Genomic DNA, 24918 nt, shown 5'->3' on the forward strand with positions numbered 1-24918 from the left:
ACTCGTCGGCATTGAAGCCGGCACCGGCGCAACTACGGCCGAGCAACAGCCCGTGCAGCTCAGCGGGCGAGACGTTATGCCCGCTGGAAGTCAGCAGGGTGGCGAAGGCTTGGTACGGGGAATTCTGAATGGGCATGGGCAGCTAGGCGCCAGACGGCGCTATGTCTAGAATGAAGGCCTTGTATCCTACATCGACTCCTCTGCAGGAGCGAGCTTGTTCCGGGCGGCGATCCGACGATGGTCGCAAACGATAACGCGGTGTACGTGCCCCCCCGCAGCGTTCTCGGGTTCATCGTCGGATCGCCGCCCCGACCAAGCTCGCTCCTGCAGTCCGACACCCATCAGACAGTGAACACAATGGAAGACAACGACCTGCAAGCGCTGATGGCCAGACTCGAACTGCTGATTGGCCGAGTCGAGCAACTAAAGAGTCAAAATGCACTCTTACTAGCTCAGGAAAAGACCTGGCGCGAGGAACGCGCGCACCTCATTGAAAAAAACGAAATCGCCCGGCGTAAGGTCGAATCGATGATTTCGCGCCTCAAGGCCCTGGAGCAAGACTCATGAGTTCAAGCAATAGCGTTACCGTGCAAATCCTCGACAAAGAATATTCGATCATTTGCCCGCAGGAAGAACGCAGCAATCTGGTCAGCGCCGCCCGTTACCTGGACGGCAAGATGCGCGAGATCCGCAGCAGCGGCAAAGTCATCGGTGCCGATCGCATTGCCGTGATGGCCGCGCTGAACATCACTCACGACCTCTTGCACAAAGAAGAGCGCCCGGACATTCAGGCCAGCGGTTCGACCCGTGAACAGGTGCGCGACTTGCTCGATCGTGTCGATCTGGTACTCGCCGACGATCAGAACACCACCAAGGGCTGATTCGACTGGCCGCTTGCGGTATACTCGCGGCACTCCCTGGGGTGCTTGCCAGTTGACGATGTCCCTGAGCCGATTCGCACTACCCTGGAAGTTGCACGTTGGGCTGGTGTGCATGTCCGCTAGACGGAAAGCCTTAAAGTCTACTGCATCTTCCACCTTGAACTTTCGGGTTCAAGGGCTAAGTTGACAGCGGTTCATCCGGGGAGCCTGATTCGAATCCGATGTCGGTTAATCCGACATCGGATTTTTTATGCGTACGTTTTCGTCCCACCTGCCGAAGCCGAACCATGACCGAACCCGCGCTGCTGCCCCGCCCGCAACTTCGCCGCCTGCTGCGCAAGGCGCGCCGTTCGCTGACCAAGAGCGAACAACGCCAAGCGGCCAAAGGCCTGTACCGGCAACTGGCGCAAGACCCGCACTTTCGCCGGGCGAAACATATTTCCCTGTACCTGCCCACCGACGGTGAAATCGATCCGCGCCTGCTGCTGGGTGAAGCGCAGCGTCGGGGCAAGGCGACGTACCTGCCGGTGCTCAGCGCCTGGCCAAGAACCAAAATGGTCTTTCAGCGGATTCGTCCCGGCGAACAACTCAAACCCAATCGCTTTCGCATTCTCGAGCCGCGGGCCAATCTGGCGCAGCAACGCAAGGTCTGGGCGCTGGATCTGGTGTTGTTGCCTTTGGTTGGGTTTGACGATGTCGGTGGGCGACTGGGGATGGGCGGCGGTTTTTATGATCGCAGCCTGGCGTATCTGGCCCGGCGCAAAAGCTGGCGCAAGCCGACGTTGCTGGGGCTGGCCCATGAATGTCAGAAGGTCGAACGCTTGGCGCAGGCAAGTTGGGATGTGCCGTTACAAGGCACGGTAACGGACAGAGGCTGGTATTTCGCAGGTATCGCACCGTAGGAGCAAAGCTTGCTCACGATAGCGATCTTTCAGGCAGTTGGATGTTCAATGTGACGCCGCCGTCGCGAGCAAGCTTTGCTCCTACAGGTGCGGCGTCCGGAAATCAGATCAGCGCTTGAACGCGGTCGACTGTTGAACCTGTTGCGCGACTTCGATTGGAGCGTCAGCTTTGGTTGTCCACAGACTCTGCGCGTAACCGGTGGTCACGACGCCCAGGCCAAACAAAATTACCAAAGTCCATAGTAAATCCGGTTTGCGTTTCATCGATTGCCCCCCAAAGGCACATCAACACGATGACAGCAGCGGTTTCCGTTGTAGGCCGTGCAGCAGCGTCAAGCTAAGAAGGCCGGCATTTTGCGGCAACGTGAACCGCTGCGCAAACGCTGACGTCAACCGACCGTCGGTTTGTCATAAAATTGCCCGACAACCTGCCCAATGACCGTCTCAGGAGCAAAAACCATGGCCTATTGGCTAATGAAATCCGAACCCGATGAACTGTCCATCAAAGGTCTGGAAAAGCTCGGCAAAGCGCGCTGGGACGGGGTTCGCAACTATCAGGCGCGCAATTTCCTGCGGGCCATGACGGTAGGCGACGAGTTTTTCTTCTATCACTCCAGTTGTCCGGAGCCGGGGATCGCCGGGATCGGCAAGATCATTGCAGCCGCATACCCGGACCCTACGGCTCTGGAGCCTGAAAGCCATTACTACGACCCGAAGGCCACGGCCGAGAAAAACGCCTGGAGCGCGATTGATGTCGCCCATGTGGAGACGTTTGCCAAGGTGTTGAAGCTGGACTACCTGAAACAGCAGGCGGCGCTGGCCGAGATGCCGCTGGTGCACAAAGGCTCGCGGCTGTCGGTGATGCCGGTTACCCCTGAGCAATGGGCGGCGGTGATTGCTTTGCGCTAATGCACAAAGATCGCAGCCTGCGACAGCGCCTTCAGGCGTTCGCGCTCACAGACAGGAACTGCCGCTGGCTGCCATCTTTTGAGGTTTAAATCAGACAAAGAAAGGCTTACTGAATGATCAGGTTGTTGAACAACAGATCCTCAACCACCGGCTTGCCGGTCTCGTCATTCATCACTTGCTGAGTCTGCTTCAGCGCTTCCTGACGCAGCTTCTCTTTACCCTCGATGCTGCTCATCGCCTCGGTCGACTGCTGGGTAAACAACGCCACCAGTTGATTACGAATCAGCGGTTCGTTGGCCTTGACCAGCTTGCTCGCCTCGTCGCCGGTCACGCGCAAAGCCACGTCAGCCTTGTAGACCTTGAGCTTTGGCGTGCCGTCCAGCCCGTAGTTGCCCACAAACGGCGGGCTCAAGGTGATATAGCTGACCTTCGGCGCTTCGCCTTCTTTGGCCTCTTCGGCCAGCGCTGCCACAGGCAGAGACAGGGCCAGCAACAACATGATCCACGCTTTCACAATTCGCTCCTTATCCGGTTTGCGGCCTAGCATAACGACCCGCCGCGCAAGCACAAGCTTATGGCTGACTATCAGGGTCGGGCATGCTCGTTGACCCGTTGACTGACACACCTACACTTATCGGCCATCACTCCCAAAGGAATAGCCCTGATGAAAGCCGTGCTGTGCAAAGCCTTCGGCCCTGCCGAATCGCTGGTGCTGGAAGACGTCGCCAGCCCTGTCGCGAAAAAGAACGAAATCCTGCTGGACGTGCACGCCGCCGGGGTCAACTTTCCGGACACGCTGATCATCGAGGGCAAGTACCAGTTCAAACCGCCCTTCCCGTTCTCCCCGGGCGGTGAGGCCGCGGGGGTGGTTCGCGAAGTCGGCGAAAAGGTCAGTCATCTCAAGGTCGGCGATCGGGTCATGGCCCTGACCGGCTGGGGCAGTTTCGCCGAACAGGTCGCCGTGCCGGGCTATAACGTCCTGCCGATTCCGCCATCAATGGACTTCAATATCGCTGCCGCCTTCAGCATGACTTACGGCACCTCGATGCACGCGCTCAAGCAAAGAGGCAACCTGCAGCCGGGTGAAACCCTGCTGGTACTGGGCGCCTCCGGAGGGGTCGGCCTGGCCGCCGTGGAAATCGGCAAAGCCATGGGCGCCCGCGTCATCGCCGCCGCCAGCAGTGCCGAGAAACTCGCCGTAGCCAAGGCGGCCGGCGCAGACGAGCTGATCAACTACAGCGAAACCAGCCTCAAGGATGAGATCAAACGCCTGACCGATGGCCAGGGCGCCGACGTGATCTACGACCCGGTCGGCGGCGACCTGTTCGACCAGGCCATCCGCGCCATCGCCTGGAACGGCCGCCTGCTGGTAGTGGGTTTTGCCAGTGGGCGTATTCCGGAACTGCCGGTGAACCTTGCGTTGCTCAAGGGCGCAGCGGTAGTCGGGGTGTTCTGGGGCTCGTTTGCCCAACGCCAGCCGCAAGACAATGCGGCGAACTTCCAGCAGCTGTTTGGCTGGTTCGCTGAAGGCAAATTGAAGCCTCTGGTGTCGCAGGTGTATCCGCTTAGCAATGCGGCACAGGCAATCAATGACCTTGGACAGCGCAAGGCGGTCGGCAAGGTGGTGGTGCAAGTTCGCTAAAGCTCTGGAGCGGTCTGGCCTGGACCCACCCCGTCCAGGTCAACTCCTCAGCCGGACTTCCTCCATGAATCGATTCGCGAACGGCTTCCTGCATCGTTTACAGGCCGAAAAACCGAAAAAGAACGTGATGACTTCCGGTACGCACGCAGGACATTCCCCCTGAAACCTGGCTAAAGCGTGCGCCCGAGTGCGTGAGCGCGACCAAAGCAATCCTTCCTGCAACGTCCTTCATTTATGCCTGAGCGACAGGTTCGTAAAAGAACATGCGACTTCCAACATTTTCCGCTGTTTTGGCGATGCGAACCGGTGCTATTTTCGGTAACGAAACTGTAACATTCGCATCCGCAGTCAAAACAAGAAATTTGGAGCTCTTGAATGTTTGCTTTCTTTCGACCTGCCGCACATCAGGCTCCATTGCCTGAAGAAAAAATAGACAGCACTTACCGACGCCTGCGCTGGCAGATCTTCGCCGGTATTTTCTTTGGCTATGCGGGTTATTACCTGCTGCGCAAAAACTTCTCGCTGGCCATGCCGTACTTGATCGACGAAGGCTACAGCCGCGGTGATCTGGGTCTGGCGATGTCGGCGATTGCCATCGCCTATGGCTTGTCGAAGTTCCTCATGGGCCTGGTGTCCGACCGTTCAAACCCGCGTTTCTTCCTGCCTTTCGGCCTGTTGGTGTCGGCCGGGGTGATGTTCGTTTTCGGTTTCGCACCGTGGGCAACGTCCAGCGTGACCATGATGTTCATTCTGCTGTTCATCAACGGCTGGGCCCAGGGCATGGGCTGGCCGCCAAGTGGCCGGACGATGGTGCACTGGTGGTCGCAGAAAGAACGTGGCGGCGTGGTCTCGGTATGGAACGTGGCGCATAACGTCGGTGGCGGCCTGATCGGCCCGCTGTTCCTGCTCGGCATGGGCCTGTTCAACGACTGGCACGCGGCGTTCTACGTACCGGCAGCCGTAGCCTTGGCCGTGGCGGTATTTGCCTTCATCACCATGCGCGACACCCCGCAATCGGTTGGCCTGCCGCCAATCGAAAAGTACAAGAACGATTACCCGGAAGGCTACGACGCCAGCCACGAAGACGAATTCAGCGCGAAAGAAATCTTCGTCAAATACGTGCTGCGCAACAAAATGCTCTGGTACATCGCCATGGCCAACGTCTTCGTCTACCTGCTGCGCTATGGCGTGCTGGACTGGGCACCGACCTATCTGAAAGAAGCCAAGGGTTTCACCGTCGATAAAACTTCCTGGGCTTACTTCTTTTACGAGTGGGCGGGTATTCCGGGCACGCTGCTGTGCGGCTGGATGTCGGACAAGATCTTCCGTGGCAACCGCGGCCTGACCGGCATGGTGTTCATGGCGCTGGTAACTGTGGCGACCCTGGTTTACTGGCTGAACCCGGCTGGCAACCCGACCGTCGACATGATCGCGCTGTTCTCGATCGGCTTCCTGATCTACGGCCCGGTGATGCTGATCGGTCTGCAGGCGCTGGAACTGGCACCGAAAAAAGCCGCTGGCACAGCGGCCGGTTTCACCGGTCTGTTTGGTTATCTGGGCGGTTCGGTCGCGGCGAGTGCGGCGATGGGCTACACCGTTGACCACTTCGGCTGGGACGGTGGGTTCGTGCTGCTGGTGGGCGCTTGCCTGCTGTCGATGGCCTTCCTGGCACCCACGCTGTGGCACAAGCAAGTGGCCAGTCAGAGCCGTGAAGCCGTCGCCTGATCCACTGAGGACTTGCAGCGCTTGAGCCGCGCCTCCAGATTCCGGTCTGGCATGGCGTGGCTACGCAAGGCGTGGGCGGTCTGCTCGACGTAATCGCGAGTAGTGCCGTAGCGCCCGCAAGCATTTTCGAATACCTGACTCAGCACGTGGTCCGGCAAGTTGCCGGCGTAGCTGGGCAAGTGTCGCTCCAACACGAACCCCAATGCCTGGACCTGACTTCCGTCTTCGAGACGGCAGTTGAGCCAGTGTGGGCGATAGGAAGGGAATGGCATTTCGCGCTGCCAGAGCGCATACAGCGAGGCATCCAGCTGTTCTTCCGGCAAGCGATACGCGAAGCCGCTGCACGAACCGCCACGATCCAGACCAAACACCAGACCGGGCATTTCCGGCGTACCGCGATGCTCGTGCGACCACAGGTACAAGCCGCGATGGTAGCCATGCACGCGGCCGCGCACCCTTTCCACCGCCGTGCATTCCGGCCGCCAGATCAGCGAACCGTAGGCGAACAGCCACACCGGCCCGCCCTTGTGGCGCGCCATGGTGGATTGCATGGAAGCGAGAAGTTGTTCGTGCGTCAGCTGCGGCCCAAGATCGAGCCGCGGAGGGTAAGCCAGGTTCAGAAAAGCGTTTTCAATGGCACTCATGGCGAATAGCGTTCAGCTCCCCGCGGGTGAAGAATTACTTAATAGAACGCACCGCTGTAACAATAAGGCACATATGTTTTAAGGCAATTTAAGTGCCATGGCACAGTTATTAATCGATTGCCTGATTGATATATAACCTAGCGGTATTTATCCAATTAGATAAATACCGATCGGCTATATAGAGAGTTATAAGGATACAAAGCGTAGGAGCTGCCGCAGGCTGCGATCTTTTGATCTTCAAAAGCAAAGTCAAAAGATCGCAGCCTGCGGCATCCCCTACGAAGGCAAGGTCAGAATCGCAGGCCAAGAGCGAGGCTCAAGAGCGAGGCGCGTACGCAAACACGTCGGCACGCATCTGGTGAGCGTCCATCCCGGCCTCGACCAGAGCGTCGAGTGTGCCGTAGACCATGGCCGGCGAACCGCTGGCGTAGACGTGCAGCGGTTTCAGATCCGGGAAGTCTTCGCAGACCGCCTCGTGCAGCATGCCGCAGCGCCCTTCCCAGCCGCACTGATCGCTGACGACTTTGTGCAGGAACAGATTGGGCAGCTTCAGCCATTCGTCCCAATGTTCGATCTCATAGAAATCTTCCGGACGACGCACGCCCCAGTACAGATGCACCGGGTGTTTGAAGCCGTTGGCGCGGCAATGTTCGATCAGTGCGTGAATCTGGCCCATGCCGGTACCAGCAGCGACCAGCACCAGCGGCCCGTCGGGCAATTCCGCCAGATGCGTGTCACCGAACGGCAGCTGAACGCGCACCATCGGGTTGCGTTGCAGCTGTTCTACCAGGCTCAGCGCACTGCTTTCGCGCGCCAGCACGTGTATTTGCAGGTCCCGGCCCGAATGGGGCGCCGAGGCCAGGGAAAAGGCCGACTTCTCGCCATTCTCCCGCTCGATCATCAGATACTGCCCGGCGTGATAGCGCGGCGGCTTGCCGGCAGGCGCTCGCAAGCTGACGCGCCAGGTGTCGCCACCCACGTCCCGGCACTCGATGACCTGACACGCCAAGCTACGCACAGGTAATTCTCCCAGCGAGAGCACGCCATCCCACAGCACGACGCAGTCTTCCAGCGGCTGCGCAATGCAAGTGTAGAACTCACCGTGATCGCGCACATCGCCGCTCTGCTCGACGCGGCCTTCCACCAGCAGCGCCGCGCACACGTGACAATTACCATTGCGGCAGCTTTGCGGGCATTCATAGCCCAACCGCCGCGCACCGTCGAGAATCCGCTCACCGGGCCGTATCTCAAGCACTGCTCCGGAGGGCTGAAGGGTTACACGCATCAATCTATTCCTAATTGATTCCAGATGGCATCGATCCGTTGGGTAACGGCGTCGTCCTTGACAATCACACGGCCCCACTCGCGAGTGGTTTCGCCCGGCCACTTGTGGGTGGCATCGAGGCCCATCTTCGAACCCAGGCCAGAAATCGGCGAGGCGAAATCGAGATAGTCGATCGGCGTGTTATCGATCATCACCGTGTCGCGCTTGGGGTCCATGCGCGTGGTGATCGCCCAGATCACATCATTCCAGTCCCGGGCGTTGATATCGTCGTCGGTGACGATAACGAATTTGGTGTACATGAACTGTCGCAAAAACGACCAGACACCGAGCATCACGCGCTTGGCGTGCCCCGGATACGATTTCTTCATGGTCACGATGGCCATGCGGTACGAGCAACCTTCCGGCGGCAGGTAGAAATCGGTGATTTCCGGGAACTGCTTCTGCAGGATCGGCACGAACACTTCATTCAGCGCCACGCCGAGAATCGCCGGCTCATCCGGCGGACGGCCGGTGTAGGTGCTGTGGTAGATCGGCTTGATCCTGTGGGTGATGCGCTCGACGGTGAACACCGGGAAGCTGTCGACTTCGTTGTAGTAACCGGTGTGGTCACCGTACGGGCCTTCGTCGGCCATTTCGCCCGGATGGATCACGCCTTCAAGGATGATCTCGGCGGTGGCCGGCACTTGCAGGTCGTTGCCACGGCACTTGACCAGCTCGGTGCGGTTACCGCGCAGCAGACCGGCAAAAGCGTATTCGGAGAGACTGTCCGGCACCGGCGTCACGGCGCCAAGAATGGTCGCCGGATCGGCACCCAGAGCCACGGACACCGGGAACGGCTGGCCCGGATGTTTCTCGCACCATTCGTGGAAGTCGAGCGCGCCGCCACGGTGGCTCAGCCAGCGCATGATCACCTTGTTACGGCCGATCACTTGCTGACGGTAGATGCCAAGGTTCTGGCGCTCCTTGTTCGGGCCTTTGGTGACAGTCAGGCCCCAGGTGATCAGCGGGCCAACGTCGCCGGGCCAGCAGGTCTGCACCGGCAGCATCGCCAGGTCGACGTCGTCGCCTTCGATGACCACTTCCTGGCACACCGCGTCTTTGACGACTTTCGGCGCCATCGAGATGATCTTGCGGAAGATCGGCAGCTTCGACCACGCGTCCTTCAAGCCCTTCGGCGGCTCCGGCTCCTTGAGAAAGGCCAGCAGCTTGCCGATCTCGCGCAGCTCGCTGACCGACTCGGCGCCCATGCCCATGGCCACCCGCTCGGGGGTGCCGAACAGGTTGCCGAGCACCGGGATGTCGTAACCTGTCGGCTTCTCGAACAGCAGCGCCGGGCCCTTGGCCCGCAGCGTGCGGTCGCACACCTCAGTCATCTCCAGCACCGGCGAGACGGGAATCTGGATGCGTTTCAACTCTCCGCGCTTTTCCAGACCGCTGATAAAGTCGCGCAAGTCGCGATACTGCATGCGTGAGCCTCGTTTTGGCCGTGGCGTTCGGGGAGGCAGTTTAGCGCCGAACCCCGCTGTTCAGAACCACGAACTGCCATTGATCAAAAATCAGATAGCAAAAAGCCGGGTTTCCCCGGCTTTTGCTGATCTATCGACTTACTTGCGTTTCATCGACAGGAAGAACTCATCGTTGGTCTTGGTCGTTTTCAGCTTGTCGACCAGGAACTCGATGGCAGCGATCTCGTCCATCGGGTGCAGCAGCTTGCGCAGGATCCACATGCGCTGCAACTCGTCATCGGCCGTCAGCAACTCTTCGCGGCGAGTGCCGGAACGGTTGATGTTGATCGCAGGGAACACGCGCTTCTCGGCGATCTTGCGATCCAGAGGCAGCTCCATGTTGCCGGTACCCTTGAACTCTTCGTAGATCACTTCGTCCATTTTCGAGCCGGTTTCAACCAGCGCGGTGGCGATAATGGTCAGCGAGCCGCCTTCTTCGATGTTACGCGCAGCACCGAAGAAACGCTTTGGCTTCTCCAGGGCGTGAGCATCGACACCACCGGTCAATACCTTGCCGGAGCTCGGGATCACGGTGTTGTAGGCACGGGCCAGACGGGTGATGGAGTCGAGCAGGATCACCACGTCTTTTTTGTGTTCGACCAGGCGCTTGGCCTTCTCGATCACCATTTCGGCAACCTGTACGTGACGGGTCGGCGGCTCGTCGAAAGTCGAGGCAACCACTTCGCCGCGCACGGTGCGCTGCATTTCGGTTACTTCTTCCGGACGCTCGTCGATCAGCAGCACGATCAGGTGAACTTCAGGGTTGTTACGGGCGATGTTCGCTGCGATGTTTTGCAGCATGATCGTTTTACCGGCTTTCGGCGGTGCCACGATCAGACCACGCTGGCCTTTGCCGATCGGGGCGCACAGGTCGATCACGCGACCGGTCAAGTCTTCGGTGGAACCGTTACCGGCTTCCATCTTCATGCGCACGGTCGGGAACAGCGGGGTCAGGTTCTCGAAGAGAATCTTGTTTTTCGCGTTCTCGGGACGATCGAAGTTGATCGTGTCGACCTTGAGCAGGGCGAAATACCGCTCGCCTTCCTTCGGAGGGCGGATCTTGCCAACGATGGTGTCACCGGTGCGCAAGTTGAAACGGCGGATCTGGCTTGGCGAGACGTAAATATCGTCCGGGCCGGCCAGATAGGAAGCGTCAGCGGAGCGCAGGAAGCCGAAGCCGTCCTGGAGAATCTCCAGCACGCCATCACCGGAGATTTCCTCGCCGCTTTTCGCGTGCTTTTTCAGCAGGGAGAAAATCACGTCCTGCTTGCGCGAACGGGCCATATTTTCTATGCCCATCTGTTCGGCCAATTCGAGCAGTTCGGTAATCGGCTTTTGCTTGAGTTCAGTCAGATTCATATAGGAATGACGTAATCATTTATGGAGGGGGGGAAATTAAGCTTTTGGCTTAATGAGGCCGCGCCGCAGAGAAGGCGACAGGATCGCGTACTTATTCGAAAAGGAGTGCGTCGGCGACGGCTAGCAGGGGGCATTGGAGAAACCAGTGCGGGGCCGAATGTACCACCTGAGTTTCGGAGCGTCTAGCCCTGAATACGCAAAAAGCCCCGCTATTTGCGGGGCTTTTTTTCCGGCTCTTTACAGCGACGCTTAGATGTTGGCGTCGAGGAAAGCGGCCAGTTGCGACTTCGACAGAGCGCCGACCTTGGTCGCTTCAACGTTGCCGTTCTTGAACAGCATCAGCGTCGGGATACCACGCACGCCGTGCTTGGCCGGGGTTTCCTGATTTTCGTCGATGTTCAGTTTGGCAACGGTCAGCTTGCCTTTGTAAGTCTCGGCAATCTCGTCCAGAACCGGAGCGATCATTTTGCAAGGACCGCACCATTCAGCCCAGTAATCGACCAGGACAGCGCCTTCGGCCTTGAGTACGTCGGCTTCGAAGCTAGCGTCGCTAACGTGTTTGATAAGATCGCTGCTCATGGAATTCTCCAGGTTGTAAGCAAAAAAACGTGGCCCATCATAGCCGCCCTTCCCCTGTTCAGGAAGCCGCAGATGATTGAGTCTTGCTATGGTGCCCCATGAGTTTGGGTATAGCTCAAGTCACGCCGTGGCGGGGGCGGTAAAGGCGATTCCAGTACGAAGGGCAGCGTTGCGCACGTGTTCCTGCATCGCTTTTTGCGCGGCCCCGGAGGACCGGCGTGCGAGCGCGCGGAGGATCTTGCGGTGTTCCTGCCAGGTTTCCATGGCGCGTTCGGCACGGATGAACGGTAGTTTCTGACTCTCCAGAAACATCTCGGCGCTGTTGGTGAGGATGCTCAGCATCGCCTGATTGCCGCTGGCCAGCAGGATTCGCCAGTGGAATTCGAAGTCCAGCTTCGCCGCCGCTTCGAAGTCGCCCACCTTCAACTCGTTGCGCATCGCGGCCACGTTGTCTTCCAGCGCATCGAGCTGGACGGTACTTAACATCACCGCTGCCAAGCCCGCAGCAAACCCCTCCAGGGCATAGCGCAACTGGAAGATGTCCAGGGGCGACGCCTGTGCCGCGAAGGGCCAGCTCAACGCCGCGTCGGACCGCGCCAGGTCCACCGGTGACTGCACGAAAACACCCTTGCCCGGCTGAATGCTGACCACACCCAACGCGCTCAGCGACGACAGTGCTTCACGCAATGACGCCCGGCTGACGCCCAACTGCAGGGCCAGATCGCGTTGCGAAGGCAAGGCGTCGCCCGCGCCGAAACCCTGTTCGGTGATCAGTTTGCGGATCGCTTGCAGCGCCACTTCGGGTACCGCACGGGAAATCGAATTCATGGTTGTTCAGACGCGTCAGGCCAATGTGCGGCTAGTTGTAAAGCTATTCGCCGAGTCCGGCAAGTCGTGCCCCAGCGGGGTTCGCAGAGTTATGACGATGCGCTATCAGGGTGCGAATCAGGGCTCAACTGTTCAGACCAGTAAGACCGAGCAAACCCAGTAAACCCGGGGGCTGTGCCACCCGAAACCGATACTTGGCATGGCCCGTGCTCTGTCGATCCGCAGAAATCACTTCTCGCCGATTCGGAGATTTGCCATGACCAAGCGTTACAGCGCCCTCCTCGCAGCCCTGTTTGCCAGCCTGATGCTGAGCCAGGCGCCCGCCCACGCCGATGGCCTGGAGGACGTGGTCAAGCGCGGCGTCCTCAAAGTAGCCGTGCCACAGGACTTCCCGCCGTTCGGCTCGGTCGGCCCGGACATGAAACCCCGTGGCCTGGACATCGACACGGCAAAACTGCTGGCCGATCAGCTCAAGGTCAAACTCGAACTGACCCCGGTCAACAGCACCAACCGCATTCCGTTTCTGACCACCGGCAAAGTCGACCTGGTGATTTCCAGCCTCGGCAAAAACCCGGAGCGCGAGAAAGTCATCGACTTCTCCCGCGCCTACGCACCGTTTTACCTCGCCGTGTTCGGCCCGCCAGAGGCCACGATCGAGACGCTGGATGACCTCAAGGGCAAGACCATCAGCGTCACCCGGGGCGCCATCGAAGACATCGAGCTGACCAAGGTGGCCCCGGAAGGCGTGACCATCAAGCGTTTCGAGGACAACAACTCGACCATCGCCGCTTATCTCGCCGGGCAGGTCGACCTGATCGCCAGCGGCAACGTGGTGATGGTTGCGATCAGCGAAAAGAACCCGAAACGTGTGCCGGCGCTGAAAGTGAAGCTCAAGGATTCGCCGGTCTACGTTGGCGTGAACAAGAACGAAGCAGCGCTGCTGGGCAAGGTCAACCAGATCCTCGCTACTGCTAAAACAGACGGCGCACTGGAGAAAGAACTCCCAGACCTGGCTGAAAGAGCCACTGCCGGCCGATCTCTGATCGTCGCTCGGGAGATTTGACATGGCTTACCAGTTCGACTTTCTACCGGTGGTGCAAAATACCGACCTGCTACTGCGCGGTGCGTTGTTCACCCTTGAACTGACCGCCATTGGCGCGGTATTCGGGGTGGCGCTCGGCATCGTTGGCGCGCTGGTACGGGCGTGGAACATTCGCCCGTTCTCGGTGATTTTCGGGGTTTACGTCGAGTTGATCCGCAACACACCCTTCCTGGTGCAGTTGTTTTTCATCTTCTTCGGCCTGCCGTCACTGGGTGTGCAGATTTCCGAATGGCAGGCCGCCGTACTGGCGATGGTGATCAACCTGGGCGCCTATTCCACGGAAATCATCCGCGCCGGCATTCAGGCGATCCCCCGAGGCCAGCTGGAAGCCGCCGCAGCGCTGGCGATGACTCGCTTCGAAGCGTTTCGCCACGTCATCCTGCTGCCGGCGCTGGGCAAGGTCTGGCCGGCACTGAGCAGCCAGATCATCATCGTCATGCTCGGTTCGGCGGTGTGTTCGCAGATCGCTACCGAAGAGTTGAGCTTTGCCGCCAATTTTATTCAGTCGCGCAACTTCCGCGCTTTTGAAACCTATGCGCTGACCACGCTGATCTACCTGTGCATGGCGCTGCTGATCCGCCAGTTGCTGAACTGGATCGGCCGTCGCTACATCAGCCGAAGCGGGAGCCGCGTATGAGCGATTTCACCTTCTGGGACATCCTGCGCAACCTGCTCGTCGGCCTGCAATGGACACTGGCGTTGTCGCTGGTGGCGTTTATTGGCGGCGGGCTCGTCGGGCTGCTGATCCTGATCATGCGCATCTCGAAAAACGCCGTGTCGAGCAATATCGCCCGCACCTGGATCGAACTGTTCCAGGGCACGCCACTGTTAATGCAGCTGTTTCTGGTGTTCTTCGGCGTGGCGCTGGCCGGGATCGAAATATCACCGTGGACGGCCGCAGCGATTGCCCTGACCTTGTTCACCAGTGCGTATCTGGCGGAGATCTGGCGCGGTTGCGTGGAGTCGATTCCGAATGGCCAGTGGGAAGCCTCGGCGAGTCTGGCGCTGAATCCGCTGGAGCAACTGCGCTACGTGATCCTGCCGCAAGCGCTGCGCATTGCCGTGGCGCCGACCGTGGGCTTCTCGGTGCAAGTGGTCAAAGGCACCGCAGTGACCTCGATCATCGGCTTCACCGAACTGACCAAGACCGGCGGCATGCTCGCCAACGCCACGTTTGAACCGTTCATGGTCTATGGCCTCGTCGCCCTCGGCTACTTCCTGCTCTGCTACCCCTTGTCCCTCAGTGCGCGCTACCTGGAAAGGAGACTGCATGCCTCTGCTTAGAATTTCCGCCCTGCATAAATACTACGGCGATCATCATGTGCTCAAAGGCATCGACCTGACCGTCGAGGAAGGCCAGGTGGTGGCGATCATCGGCCGCAGCGGTTCGGGCAAATCGACCTTGCTGCGCACGCTTAATGGCCTGGAGTCGATCAACGACGGTGTGATTGAAGTCGACGGCGAGTATCTCGACGCCGCCCGCGCCGACCTGCGCAGCCTGCGGCAGAAAGTCGGCATGGTCTTTCAGCAGTTCAACTTGTTCCCGCACCTGACCGTTGGCGAAAACGTCATGCTTGCACCGCAAGTGGTGCAGAAAGTGCCGAAAGCCAAGGCAGCGGAACTGGCGCGCGAGATGCTCGAACGGGTCGGCCTGGGGGAAAAATTTGACGCCTTCCCGGATCGATTGTCCGGCGGCCAACAGCAACGGGTAGCGATTGCGCGCGCGTTGGCGATGTCGCCAAAGGTGCTGCTGTGCGACGAGATCACCTCGGCGCTCGACCCGGAACTGGTCAACGAAGTGCTCAGCGTGGTGCGGCAACTGGCCAAGGAAGGCATGACACTGATCATGGTCACCCACGAAATGCGCTTTGCCCGCGAGGTCGGCGATAAATTGGTGTTCATGCACCATGGCAAGGTGCATGAGGTGGGGGATCCGAAGGTGTTGTTTGCCAATCCGCAGACGGCGGAGCTGGCGAACTTTATTGGCACCGCTGAAGCGACAGCCTGAAGGATCTGCGGTGCCCGGGCGAACGCCTTCGCGAGCAGGCTCGCTCCCACAGGGTTCTGTGGCGGGAAATGATTTTGTGTTCGACGCAAAACCTGTGGGAGCGAGCCTGCTCGCGAATAGCCGCGCTGCGGTCTCAAGCTTTCCTGCGCTGAATCAACGGTTTGAACCATGCGCGTTGGCGCCAGCGTTTGATCGTGGCACGATGTCGGGGTTATCGACCGAGACCCCCTGACCATGCCGCAATCCCAAGCCAAGAATCTGTCCCTGATCGCCGCAATCGACCTGGGCTCCAACAGCTTTCACATGGTCGTGGCCAAGGCCCAGAACGGCGAAATCCGCATTCTCGAGCGGCTCGGCGAGAAGGTTCAGTTGGCTGCCGGCATCGACGATGAGCGCAAGCTCAACGAAGAATCGATGCAACGCGGCCTCGATTGCCTCAAGCGCTTTGCCCAACTGATCAACGGCATGCCGCTCGGCGCCGTGCGCATCGTTGGCACCAACGCCTTGCGTGAAGCGCGCAACCGCCTCGAGTTCATCCACCGCGCCGAAGAAATCCTCGGCCACCCGGTGGAAGTCATTTCCGGTCGTGAAGAAGCGCGCCTGATCTATCTGGGCGTGTCGCACACCCTCGCCGACACCCCGGGCAAGCGTCTGGTGGCCGACATCGGCGGCGGCAGTACCGAATTCATCATCGGCCAGCGTTTCGAGCCTTTATTGCGCGAAAGCCTGCAAATGGGCTGTGTCAGCTTCACTCAGCGCTATTTCAAGGATGGCAAGATCACCCCGGCCCGCTACGCCCAGGCGTACACCGCGGCGCGGCTGGAGATCATGAGCATTGAGCACGCCCTGCATCGCCTGACCTGGGATGAAGCCATCGGCTCCTCAGGCACCATCCGCGCCATCGGCCTGGCGCTGAAGGCTGGCGGGCACGGCACTGGCGAAGTGAACGCAGAAGGTCTGGCGTGGCTCAAGCGTCGCCTGTTCAAGCTTGGCGACGTCGACAAGATCGATTTCGAAGGCATCAAGCCTGATCGCCGGACAATCTTCCCGGCGGGCCTGGCGATTCTCGAAGCGATTTTCGACGCCCTCGAACTGCAACGCATGGATCACTGTGACGGCGCGCTGCGTGAAGGGGTGCTCTACGACCTGCTGGGCCGTCATCATCACGAAGACGTCCGTGAGCGCACCCTGAGCTCGCTGATGGAGCGTTATCACGTCGACCTGGAACAAGCGGCGCGGGTAGAACGCAAGGCGCTGCACGCCTTCGACCAGGTAGCCGAAGATTGGGACCTGGATGACGGTGTCTGGCGCGAACTGCTGGGCTGGGCGGCCAAGGTTCACGAAGTGGGCCTGGACATCGCTCACTATCATTACCACAAGCATGGCGCCTACCTGATCGAGCACTCGGACCTCGCCGGCTTCTCCCGCGAAGACCAGCAGATGCTCGCACTGCTGGTGCGCGGCCATCGCCGTAACATTCCCCGGGACAAGTTTGCCGAGTTCGGCAGTGACGGCAGCAAGCTGATCCGCCTGTGCGTGCTGCTGCGCTTCGCGATCCTGTTCCACCACATCCGTGGCACCCAGGAAATGCCCCAGGTGGTCCTGCGGGCCAATGGCGACAGCCTGGATGTGTTGTTCCCGGCCAACTGGCTGGATGAAAACCAGCTGACCCAGGCGGATTTTGCCCTGGAAGCGGAGTGGCTTACCCGGGTGGGCTTCACCCTCAACGTCCGGTAGTGCCCTACAGGGAATGCCGCAATCTTGCGAATGCCACTGCCGGCGAGTCTTGCCTTCACAGGGACAAAAAATGGCGATCCGCAGGGATCGCCATTTTTTATGCCCCTTGAGGCTTAACGCACTGCCAGGATCGGGCTGCCCAAGCGTTCCAGCAACGTCGCCTGCGCGCTGCGCGGGTTCTGGTTGCCGGTTGGCGTGTTGCGGATGTAACGGCCATCCGACTGCAGGCTCCAGCTGTGGGTGTTGTCGGTCAGGTACAGCTCCAGCTCTTTCTTCACGCGGGTCAGCAGCTTTTTGCCTTCCACCGGGAAGCAAGTCTCCACACGCTTGTCGAGGTTGCGCTCCATCCAGTCGGCGCTGGAGAGGAACATCTGCTCCTCGCCGCCGTTGAGGAAGTAGAACACCCGCGTGTGCTCGAGGAAGCGGCCGATGATCGAGCGCACATGGATGTTGTGCGAAACCCCGGCAATCCCCGGACGCAGACAGCACATGCCGCGTACCACCAGATCGATGCGCACGCCGGACTGGCTGGCCTTGTACAGCGCGCGGATGATCTTCGGATCGGTCAGCGAGTTGAACTTGGCGATGATGTGCGCCGGTTTGCCTTCAACGGCGAACTGGGTCTCGCGGGCAATCATGTCGAGCATGCCCTTCTTCAGGGTAAACGGCGCGTGCAACAGCTTCTTCATGCGCAGCGTCTTGCCCATGCCGATCAACTGGCTGAACAGTTTGCCGACGTCTTCACACAAGGCATCGTCGGAGGTCAGCAGGCTGTAGTCGGTATAGAGCTTGGCGTTGCCGGCGTGGTAGTTACCGGTGCCGAGGTGCGCGTAACGCACGATCTCTCCGGCCTCGCGACGCAAAATGAGCATCATCTTGGCGTGGGTCTTGAAGCCGACCACGCCGTAGATCACCACCGCACCGGCCGCTTGCAGACGGCTGGCCAGTTGCAGGTTGGACTCTTCGTCGAAGCGCGCGCGCAGCTCGATGACCGCGGTCACTTCCTTGCCGTTACGCGCGGCATCGACCAGCGCATCGACGATTTCCGAGTTGGCGCCGGAGCGGTAAAGCGTCTGGCGCACGGCCAGGACATGCGGGTCTTTCGCCGCCTGGCGCAGCAGGTCGACCACTGGCGTGAACGACTCGAACGGGTGCAGCAGCAGGATGTCCTGTTTGCTGACCACGCTGAAAATGTTCTCGCTGTTTTGCAGCAGTTTCGGGATCTGCGGGGTGAACGGCGTGTATTGCAGCTCCGGATGGCTGTCCAGACCGGTGATGCTGAACAGTCGCGTCAGGTTGACCGGGCCGTTGACCTGATACAGCTCGGTCTCGCTCAGGTTGAACTGCTTGAGCAGGTAGTCCGACAAATGTTTCGGGCAGGTGTCGGCGACTTCCAGACGTACCGCATCACCGTAACGACGCGAGAACAACTCGCCACGCAGCGCGCGGGCCAGGTCTTCGACGTCTTCGGAATCGAGCGCGAGGTCGGCGTTTCGGGTCAGACGGAACTGGTAGCAGCCTTTTACCTTCATCCCCTGGAACAGGTCATCGGCGTGCGCGTGAATCATCGACGAGAGGAACACGTAGTTGTCGCCAGCGCCGCCAACCTCTTCCGGCACCTTGATGATTCGTGGCAGCAGACGCGGCGCCGGAATAATCGCCAGACCGGAGTCGCGACCAAAGGCATCAATGCCTTCGAGTTCAACGATGAAGTTCAGGCTCTTGTTCACCAGCAACGGGAACGGGTGCGTCGGGTCGAGGCCGATCGGGGTGATGATCGGCGCGATCTCGTCGCGGAAATAGCGGCGCACCCAGGTCTTGAGCTTGGTCGTCCAGTTACGGCGACGGATGAAGCGCACCTGATGCTTTTCAAGCTCCGGCAGCAGGATGTCGTTGAGGATCGCGTATTGACGATCAACGTGACCATGCACCAGCTCGCTGATGCGTGCCAGGGCCTGATGCGGTTGCAGGCCATCGGCGCCCGCCTGTTCACGGGCGAAGGTGATCTGCTTTTTCAGGCCGGCGACACGGATTTCGAAGAATTCATCGAGGTTGCTGGAGAAGATCAGCAGGAACTTCAGCCGCTCCAGCAACGGGTAGGACTCATCCAGCGCCTGTTCCAGCACGCGGATGTTGAATTGCAGTTGCGAGAGCTCGCGGTGGATATACAGGCTGCTGTCATCCAGGCCCGGAATGGCAATCGCCGGCACCGCCGCAGCGGTTTCGGCCACCGGCGCGGGTGGCGCAGGCTCCAGCTCCGGCGGGGTTTCGGTGATTTGCTCCACCACCGGCTGAGCTTCTTTTACTGCAACTTCAGTGAGTCCTTCGGTATTCATTGAATGTTCCTGGGAGGGCTATTTCTGCTCTCGTAACAATTGAGCGGCACGGACAGCAAAGTAAGTCAGGATGCCATCAGCGCCGGCACGTTTAAAGGCGGTCAGTGATTCAAGAATCACCGCCTCGCTCAACCAGCCATTCTGGATCGCCGCCATGTGCATGGCGTATTCGCCGCTAACCTGATAGACGAAGGTCGGCACTTTGAAGGCATCTTTTACCCGGAAAAGAATGTCCAGGTATGGCATGCCCGGCTTGACCATGACCATGTCCGCGCCTTCAGACAAGTCCGCACCGACTTCGTGCAGCGCTTCGTCGCTGTTGGCCGGGTCCATCTGATAAGAAGCCTTGTTCGCTTTGCCAAGATTCGACGCCGAACCCACAGCATCGCGGAACGGGCCGTAATAGGCGCTGGCGTACTTGGCCGAGTAGGCCATGATCCGCACGTTGACGTGACCGGCGATTTCCAGCGCTTCACGGATGGCCTGGATGCGACCGTCCATCATGTCCGACGGTGCAACCACCTGCGCGCCGGCTTCGGCGTGAGACAGGGCCTGGCGCACCAGTGCGTCGACGGTGATGTCGTTCTGCACGTAGCCTTCTTCGTCGAGAATACCGTCCTGACCATGAGTGGTGAACGGGTCGAGGGCGACGTCGGTGATCACCCCCAGTTCCGGGAAGCGCTCACGCAGGGCGCGGGTCGCGCGCTGGGCAATGCCTTCGGGATCCCAGGCTTGGGCAGCGTCGAGGGATTTGAGTTCAGGAGGCGTCACCGGGAACAGCGCCAGCGCCGGAATCCCCAGTTCGACCCATTTCGCCGCTTCTTCAAGCAGCAGGTCGATGGTCAAGCGCTCTACGCCCGGCATCGACGCCACGGCTTCGCGGCGGTTTTCACCGTCGAGCACGAACACCGGCAGGATCAAGTCATCGACCGTCAGCACATTTTCCCGCACCAGCCGACGCGAAAAATCGTCACGACGATTGCGCCGCAGGCGGGTTGCAGGGAACAAACGGTTGGCAGGGGTAAAGCTCACGGCGGACTCCTGAGCCCGCGCAAACGGGCGAGCGTGACAGTTATAGACGGCCATTATGACTAACAGATGACAGTTGCGTGAGACCCGTGACACGTAGCCGCATTCCATTCTCAGTGTAGGAATTGTTCACGTCGAGACACATTTCGACACTTTCATGAATGTGTCCGAAGGGTTAGGCTGCGCGTTCATTTCGCCAGCACCCAGACAATGCTCCAACAATTTCTGCATGACTTTGGCTACTTTGCCTTGTTCCTCGGCACGTTCTTCGAAGGCGAAACCATTCTGGTACTCGCGGGCTTCCTTGCGTTCCGCGGTTACATGGACATCAAGATCGTCACCATAGTCGCGTTCTGTGGCAGTTATGCGGGCGATCAGCTGTGGTATTTCCTTGGCCGCAAGCACGGGCGCAAATTGCTGGCGCGCAAGCCGCGCTGGCAGTTGATGGGCGATCGGGCGCTGGAACACATCCGCAAGCACCCGGACATCTGGGTCCTGAGCTTCCGCTTCGTCTACGGGTTACGCACGGTAATGCCCGTGGCGATCGGTCTGTCGGGCTATCCACCGGGACGTTATCTGTTGCTGAACGGGATTGGCGCGGCGATCTGGGCTTCGGCACTGGCGGCGGCCGCGTATCATTTTGGTGCCGTGCTGGAAGGCATGCTTGGCAGCGTCAAGAAGTACGAGCTATGGGTGCTGGGCGCCCTGCTGGTCCTGGGCGTGGGCCTGTGGCTGCGCCGGCGCTTCAAGAACGCCCAGCTGGCAAAAAAGTCTATGCCGACGAGCAGGCATTGAAAGCTGAACAGGCCAAGGCCGCAGCGCCCAAGACGCCCACCGAATAAAACGGTCCCTGCACCCCGTAGAGACCGCTCCTGCTCACCCGATGCGCCCCCGCACGTCGCACCCCTGCGCGCGTCGCCACGCCGCGTGACAGACGCTCGCAAATAATGAACACCCTGGCTTCGTTGCGATCCATTTAGAAAGCCTTCTGCTCCGGGCCAGCCCCATGTTGGGGCGGCCCGCCCTGGTTGTTACCGCACATTAACCCTATGGCAACGCGCGACAATTTAGTGGACATTTAGCGCCATGAATCTGGAGAGAAACCCATGAGCAAAAAAGTTGCAGTGATCCTGTCCGGCAGTGGCGTGTACGACGGCGCCGAGATCCATGAAAGCGTCATCACCCTGCTGCGCCTCGATCAACGCGGCGCGCAGGTGCAGTGCTTTGCCCCGAACATCGCGCAATTGCATGTGATCAATCACCTGACCGGCGAAGAAATGCCCGAGTCGCGCAACGTGCTGGTGGAATCGGCGCGCATTGCCCGTGGCAATATCAAGGACATCCGCGAGGCCGACGTCGACGACTTCGATGCGCTGATCGTGCCCGGTGGTTTTGGTGCGGCGAAGAACCTTTCCAACTTTGCCGTCGAAGGCGCGGGCTGCTCAGTGCAGCCTGAAGTCCTGGCGTTGGCCGAGGCGTTTGCCGAAGCGGGCAAACCGGTCGGCCTGATGTGCATCTCGCCGGCACTTGCGGCAAAAATCTACGGCCCGGGCGTGACCTGCACCATCGGCAACGATGCCGACACCGCCACCGCCATGAACAAGATGGGCGCGACCCACGAAGATTGCGCCGTCAGCGACATCATCGAAGACAAGGCACGCAAACTGGTGAGCACCCCAGCGTACATGCTGGCGCAGTCGATCAGTGAAGCGGCCTCAGGGATTAACAAACTGGTGGATCGCGTGCTCGAACTGACTCACGAAAACGACGTGTGATGCAGGCATGAGTGTGGGCATCGGCAGTGTGGAAGCGACCCTGCTCGCGATAGCGGAGTGGCCGCCGCAAGCGATGTTGACTGTGCCGGTGTCATCGCGAGCAGGCTCGCTTCCACAGGGGGCCGCTCACAGGATTTCGTATCAGGTTCTAGGTGGGCTCAGGGCTTGCGGGACAGTCGAGTCAGGATACGGTCCAGCGAATTGGCGAACGCTTGCTTCTCACGTTCGCCAAAGGGCGCTGGCCCCCGCTCATCTGGCCTTGTTCACGCAGGTCGGTGAACAGGTTACGTACAGCCAGCCGGTCGCCCATGTTCTGCGCGTCAAACTCCTTGCCTCGCGGATCCAGCACGGTGACGCCGTTCTTCACCAATCGGTCGGCCAGCGGTACGTCACTGCAAATCACCAGCTCGCCCGGCACTGCGTGTTCCACCAGATAATCGTCCGCTGCATCCGGGCCGCTGGGCACCACGATCAATTTCACCAGTGACAGGCCCGGCTTGATTTGCGGTTGGCCGGCCACCAGCACCACTTCAAACTGGCGCTTGAGAGCGAACTTCACTACCAGGTCCTTGGCCGCCCGTGGGCAGGCGTCGGCATCTATCCAAACGCGCATCACATTTCCTCTGAAAAACCGAACAGATCGCAGCCGGCATCGACATGCCTACTCCCTGTAGGAGCTGCCGCAGGCTACGATCTTTCCAGGTTTACTCGGGTCAGGAAACCTGAACCCGACGCTTCTGCGCCAACCAGCTACGCCCATACAGCACGATTATCGCGATAATCGCCACCATCTGGGCACTTAACGAGTAGGCATCCGCGTGAATGCCCAGCCAGTCGAATTCGAAGAATGGCACCGGACGCGTGCCGAAAATCCCCGCCTCCTGCAATGCCTTGACCCCATGACCTGCAAACACCACCGATAGCGCGCACAACAACGCGGCGTTGATGCTGAAGAACAACGACAGCGGCAGCTTGGCCGAGCCGCGCAGGATCACCCAGGCCAGACCGACCAGCAGCACCAGCGCCGTCGCCCCGCCTGCGAGCACTGCGTTATGCCCGGCAGGCCCCGCCTGCAGCCACAGGGTCTCGTAGAACAGGATCACTTCGAACAACTCACGATAAACCGAGAAGAACGCCAGGGTTGCAAACCCGAACCGTCCGCCGCCGCCCACCAGGCTGCTCTTGATGTAATTCTGCCAGGCCGCGGCGTGGCGACGATCGTGCATCCACACCCCGAGCCACAGCACCATCACGCTGGCGAACAACGCGGTGGCACCTTCAAGCAACTCGCGCTGCGAGCCGCTGACGTCGATAACGTAGGCGGCCAGACCCCAGGTGGCAAGGCCGGCCAGCAGCGCCAGGCCCCAACCGACGTTAACGCTGCGTACCGCAGATTGCTGGCCGGTGTTGCGCAGGAATGCGAGGATCGCCGCCAGCACCAGAATCGCTTCCAGACCTTCGCGCAGCAAAATCAACAACCCGGAAATGTAGCTCAGGGACCAGCTCAAGCCATCGCTGCCCAACAGGCCGGCAGACTCTTTCAATTTACCTTTCGCAGTATCCAGGCGCTGCTGGGCCTGGGCCACCGGCAAGCCATCCTGCAGGGACTGGCGGTAGGCCATCAGGGATTTTTCGGTGTCTTTGCGTACATTGGCGTCGACGTTGTCCAGGGAGCTCTCGACCAGCTCAAACCCTTCCAGGTACGCCGCCACCGACAAGTCATAGGCCTGATCGTGATCCCCGGCCCGGTAGGCAGCGATGCTCTTGTCCAGCGTGGCTGCGGTGTAATCGAGCAGTTGCGCCGGGCCACGTTTGACCTGCGGCGGCTGAGCGCGCTGCGCACGATAGGCCGCGGCGGCCTGCGGACCTTCGCCAGCCTGCACTTCGGCAGGCGTCTGACGGGCGAGGTCGGCAATGTTGTAGGTCTTTTCAACAGCGCCAGCATCCGGGGCGGCGCTGAAGCTGGCAATGTAGGTGGCCAGGTCCCAGCGCTGGCGATCATCCAGTTGATCGGCGAACGCTGGCATGTCGGTGCCCTCGATACCCAGGCCCAGGGTGCTATAGATCGCATAGAGGCTCAGGTGATCCATGCGCACGCTGTCGCGCAGATTCGACGGTGGCGGTGTCAGGCCGACGCCTGCCGGGCCATCGCCGGCTCCCGCATCACCATGGCACACCGAGCAATGCTGGGCGTACAACGGCGCACCTCGGGTCGGATCGGGGGTAATGATCGGTGCCTGGCTGATTTCATAGGCCACTGCCAGCTTTGCCGCGAGCTGCCGGGACTGACGAGCCACGTCGGTGCCATCCTGACGCTCGGTAATGGCGTTGCGCAGCGAATTGACGCCCTGCAGCAAAGCGGCTTGCTCCGGTTTGGCCGGCATTGCACTGATCAAGCCTTGCACGGCCTGGAGCGAATCGAGCTGATCTCGATAACCGGACTCCTTGACCACCCTGCCTGCCTGCACCGTCTGCGGGTAATCCGCTGCGATGTAATCGAGCCCATGCAGCGCCTGTGGGGCGCCGTCCACGGGGTCGGCCAGCAGTCTGGTGCTGCATAAGGCTGCCAAGGGGATTAACAGCCAGGCCAGGAATCGCGACGGGGCAATCATGAATGAATCTCAGTAGGAAATACGAAGTTACATATTGTTCACTTCGAATGAGATTCACTC

General features: G+C 60.0%; 23 protein-coding genes, 1 other RNA gene and 3 pseudogenes. 14 read left to right on the top strand and 13 right to left on the bottom strand.

The features are described from left to right. A pseudogene (locus JFT80_RS25460) lies at positions 1–136 on the bottom strand (hypothetical protein); the annotation flags it as partial. Positions 137–357: 221 nt separating this feature from the next. Here JFT80_RS25460 and JFT80_RS10810 point away from each other — a divergent pair. The 4 genes from JFT80_RS10810 to JFT80_RS10825 all read left to right on the top strand — a co-directional run bounded on the left by JFT80_RS10810 (position 358) and on the right by JFT80_RS10825 (position 1783). Further along, the gene (locus JFT80_RS10810) at positions 358–567 is read left to right on the top strand and encodes a TIGR02449 family protein (protein WP_016985919.1); all 210 of its coding nucleotides are present in this window, start codon (positions 358–360) and stop codon (positions 565–567) included. Beyond that, complete coding sequence (locus JFT80_RS10815; RefSeq protein ID WP_034151990.1) at positions 564–881, top strand: cell division protein ZapA; 318 nt, start codon at positions 564–566, stop codon at positions 879–881. The genes JFT80_RS10810 and JFT80_RS10815 overlap by 4 nt, the downstream gene beginning before the upstream one ends. Before the next feature lie 30 nt (positions 882–911). After that, positions 912–1090: non-coding RNA, 6S RNA (gene ssrS, locus JFT80_RS10820), on the top strand. A 78-nt stretch (positions 1091–1168) separates the two neighbouring features. Continuing rightward, entirely contained in the window at positions 1169–1783 is a 615-nt protein-coding gene (locus JFT80_RS10825; RefSeq protein WP_201147852.1) for a 5-formyltetrahydrofolate cyclo-ligase, read from the top strand. A gap of 108 nt (positions 1784–1891) precedes the next feature. Here the strand turns inward: JFT80_RS10825 and JFT80_RS10830 are convergent, their stop codons facing one another. Further along, positions 1892–2047 (bottom strand): hypothetical protein, encoded by a 156-nt coding sequence (locus JFT80_RS10830; RefSeq protein WP_008081430.1) that lies wholly within the window; start codon positions 2045–2047, stop codon positions 1892–1894. Positions 2048–2242: 195 nt separating this feature from the next. Here JFT80_RS10830 and JFT80_RS10835 point away from each other — a divergent pair, with 195 nt between their 5' ends. Continuing rightward, positions 2243–2692, top strand: a complete 450-nt coding sequence (locus tag JFT80_RS10835; protein ID WP_201147853.1) for an EVE domain-containing protein — start codon at positions 2243–2245, stop codon at positions 2690–2692. Between the two features lie 106 nt (positions 2693–2798). Here the strand turns inward: JFT80_RS10835 and JFT80_RS10840 are convergent, their stop codons facing one another. Further along, positions 2799–3206, bottom strand: a complete 408-nt coding sequence (locus JFT80_RS10840) for a flagellar basal body-associated protein FliL (protein WP_201147854.1) — start codon at positions 3204–3206, stop codon at positions 2799–2801. A gap of 150 nt (positions 3207–3356) precedes the next feature. On the opposite strand from JFT80_RS10840, the gene JFT80_RS10845 reads away from it, so the two are divergent. Further along, a complete protein-coding gene (locus JFT80_RS10845; protein ID WP_201147855.1) occupies positions 3357–4334 on the top strand; it encodes an NADPH:quinone oxidoreductase family protein in 978 nt (325 codons plus the stop codon). 375 nt (positions 4335–4709) lie between these two features. Then, positions 4710–6059: a glycerol-3-phosphate transporter gene (gene glpT, locus JFT80_RS10850; protein WP_201147856.1), complete on the top strand. Its 1350-nt coding sequence runs from the start codon at positions 4710–4712 to the stop codon at positions 6057–6059. Here glpT and JFT80_RS10855 read toward each other — a convergent pair. From JFT80_RS10855 to JFT80_RS10880, 6 genes are all read right to left on the bottom strand, one after another. Next, the gene (locus JFT80_RS10855; RefSeq protein WP_201147857.1) at positions 6035–6703 is read right to left on the bottom strand and encodes a gamma-glutamylcyclotransferase; all 669 of its coding nucleotides are present in this window, start codon (positions 6701–6703) and stop codon (positions 6035–6037) included. The genes glpT and JFT80_RS10855 overlap by 25 nt on opposite strands. Positions 6704–7019: 316 nt before the next feature. Continuing rightward, complete coding sequence (locus tag JFT80_RS10860; RefSeq protein ID WP_201147858.1) at positions 7020–7988, bottom strand: CDP-6-deoxy-delta-3,4-glucoseen reductase; 969 nt, start codon at positions 7986–7988, stop codon at positions 7020–7022. Beyond that, the gene (gene ubiD / locus JFT80_RS10865) at positions 7988–9454 is read right to left on the bottom strand and encodes a 4-hydroxy-3-polyprenylbenzoate decarboxylase (RefSeq protein WP_201147859.1); all 1467 of its coding nucleotides are present in this window, start codon (positions 9452–9454) and stop codon (positions 7988–7990) included. Before ubiD ends, JFT80_RS10860 begins: the two co-directional genes overlap by 1 nt. 138 nt (positions 9455–9592) lie before the next feature. Then, positions 9593–10852, bottom strand: coding sequence for a transcription termination factor Rho (gene rho, locus JFT80_RS10870; RefSeq protein WP_201147860.1), 1260 nt, complete (start codon positions 10850–10852; stop codon positions 9593–9595). 249 nt (positions 10853–11101) lie between these two features. Beyond that, positions 11102–11431, bottom strand: a complete 330-nt coding sequence (trxA, locus tag JFT80_RS10875) for a thioredoxin TrxA (protein WP_003206727.1) — start codon at positions 11429–11431, stop codon at positions 11102–11104. A gap of 120 nt (positions 11432–11551) precedes the next feature. Next, positions 11552–12259, bottom strand: coding sequence for a FadR/GntR family transcriptional regulator (locus JFT80_RS10880; RefSeq protein WP_201147861.1), 708 nt, complete (start codon positions 12257–12259; stop codon positions 11552–11554). Between the two features lie 256 nt (positions 12260–12515). Between JFT80_RS10880 and JFT80_RS10885 the strand changes: the two are divergent. The 5 genes and pseudogenes from JFT80_RS10885 (at position 12516) to ppx (ending at position 17106) form a co-directional block, all read left to right on the top strand. Further along, positions 12516–13302: pseudogene (locus tag JFT80_RS10885) on the top strand (transporter substrate-binding domain-containing protein). 21 nt (positions 13303–13323) lie between these two features. After that, a complete protein-coding gene (locus JFT80_RS10890) occupies positions 13324–13998 on the top strand; it encodes an amino acid ABC transporter permease (RefSeq protein ID WP_201147862.1) in 675 nt (224 codons plus the stop codon). Then, entirely contained in the window at positions 13995–14645 is a 651-nt protein-coding gene (locus JFT80_RS10895; RefSeq protein WP_201147863.1) for an amino acid ABC transporter permease, read from the top strand. Before JFT80_RS10890 ends, JFT80_RS10895 begins: the two co-directional genes overlap by 4 nt. Then, positions 14632–15369, top strand: a complete 738-nt coding sequence (locus JFT80_RS10900) for an amino acid ABC transporter ATP-binding protein (protein WP_201147864.1) — start codon at positions 14632–14634, stop codon at positions 15367–15369. The genes JFT80_RS10895 and JFT80_RS10900 overlap by 14 nt, the downstream gene beginning before the upstream one ends. A gap of 234 nt (positions 15370–15603) precedes the next feature. After that, positions 15604–17106: an exopolyphosphatase gene (ppx, locus tag JFT80_RS10905; protein WP_201147865.1), complete on the top strand. Its 1503-nt coding sequence runs from the start codon at positions 15604–15606 to the stop codon at positions 17104–17106. A 113-nt stretch (positions 17107–17219) separates the two neighbouring features. Here ppx and ppk1 read toward each other — a convergent pair whose 3' ends face one another. Next, positions 17220–19442, bottom strand: a complete 2223-nt coding sequence (ppk1, locus tag JFT80_RS10910; protein ID WP_201147866.1) for a polyphosphate kinase 1 — start codon at positions 19440–19442, stop codon at positions 17220–17222. Between the two features lie 18 nt (positions 19443–19460). Next, the gene (hemB, locus tag JFT80_RS10915; RefSeq protein WP_201147867.1) at positions 19461–20474 is read right to left on the bottom strand and encodes a porphobilinogen synthase; all 1014 of its coding nucleotides are present in this window, start codon (positions 20472–20474) and stop codon (positions 19461–19463) included. Positions 20475–20681: 207 nt separating this feature from the next. On the opposite strand from hemB, the gene JFT80_RS10920 reads away from it, so the two are divergent. Beyond that, positions 20682–21266, top strand: coding sequence for a DedA family protein (locus JFT80_RS10920; RefSeq protein ID WP_201147868.1), 585 nt, complete (start codon positions 20682–20684; stop codon positions 21264–21266). A 311-nt stretch (positions 21267–21577) separates the two neighbouring features. Further along, positions 21578–22246: an isoprenoid biosynthesis glyoxalase ElbB gene (gene elbB / locus JFT80_RS10925; protein ID WP_201147869.1), complete on the top strand. Its 669-nt coding sequence runs from the start codon at positions 21578–21580 to the stop codon at positions 22244–22246. A 158-nt stretch (positions 22247–22404) separates the two neighbouring features. Here the strand turns inward: elbB and JFT80_RS10930 are convergent. Next, positions 22405–22859: pseudogene (locus JFT80_RS10930) on the bottom strand (YaiI/YqxD family protein). 100 nt (positions 22860–22959) lie between these two features. After that, positions 22960–24858 (bottom strand): FTR1 family protein, encoded by a 1899-nt coding sequence (locus JFT80_RS10935; RefSeq protein ID WP_201147870.1) that lies wholly within the window; start codon positions 24856–24858, stop codon positions 22960–22962. Positions 24859–24918: the final 60 nt, after the last annotated feature.

Source organism: Pseudomonas sp. TH10 (assembly GCF_016651255.1).
Classification (GTDB): Bacteria; Pseudomonadota; Gammaproteobacteria; order Pseudomonadales; family Pseudomonadaceae; genus Aquipseudomonas.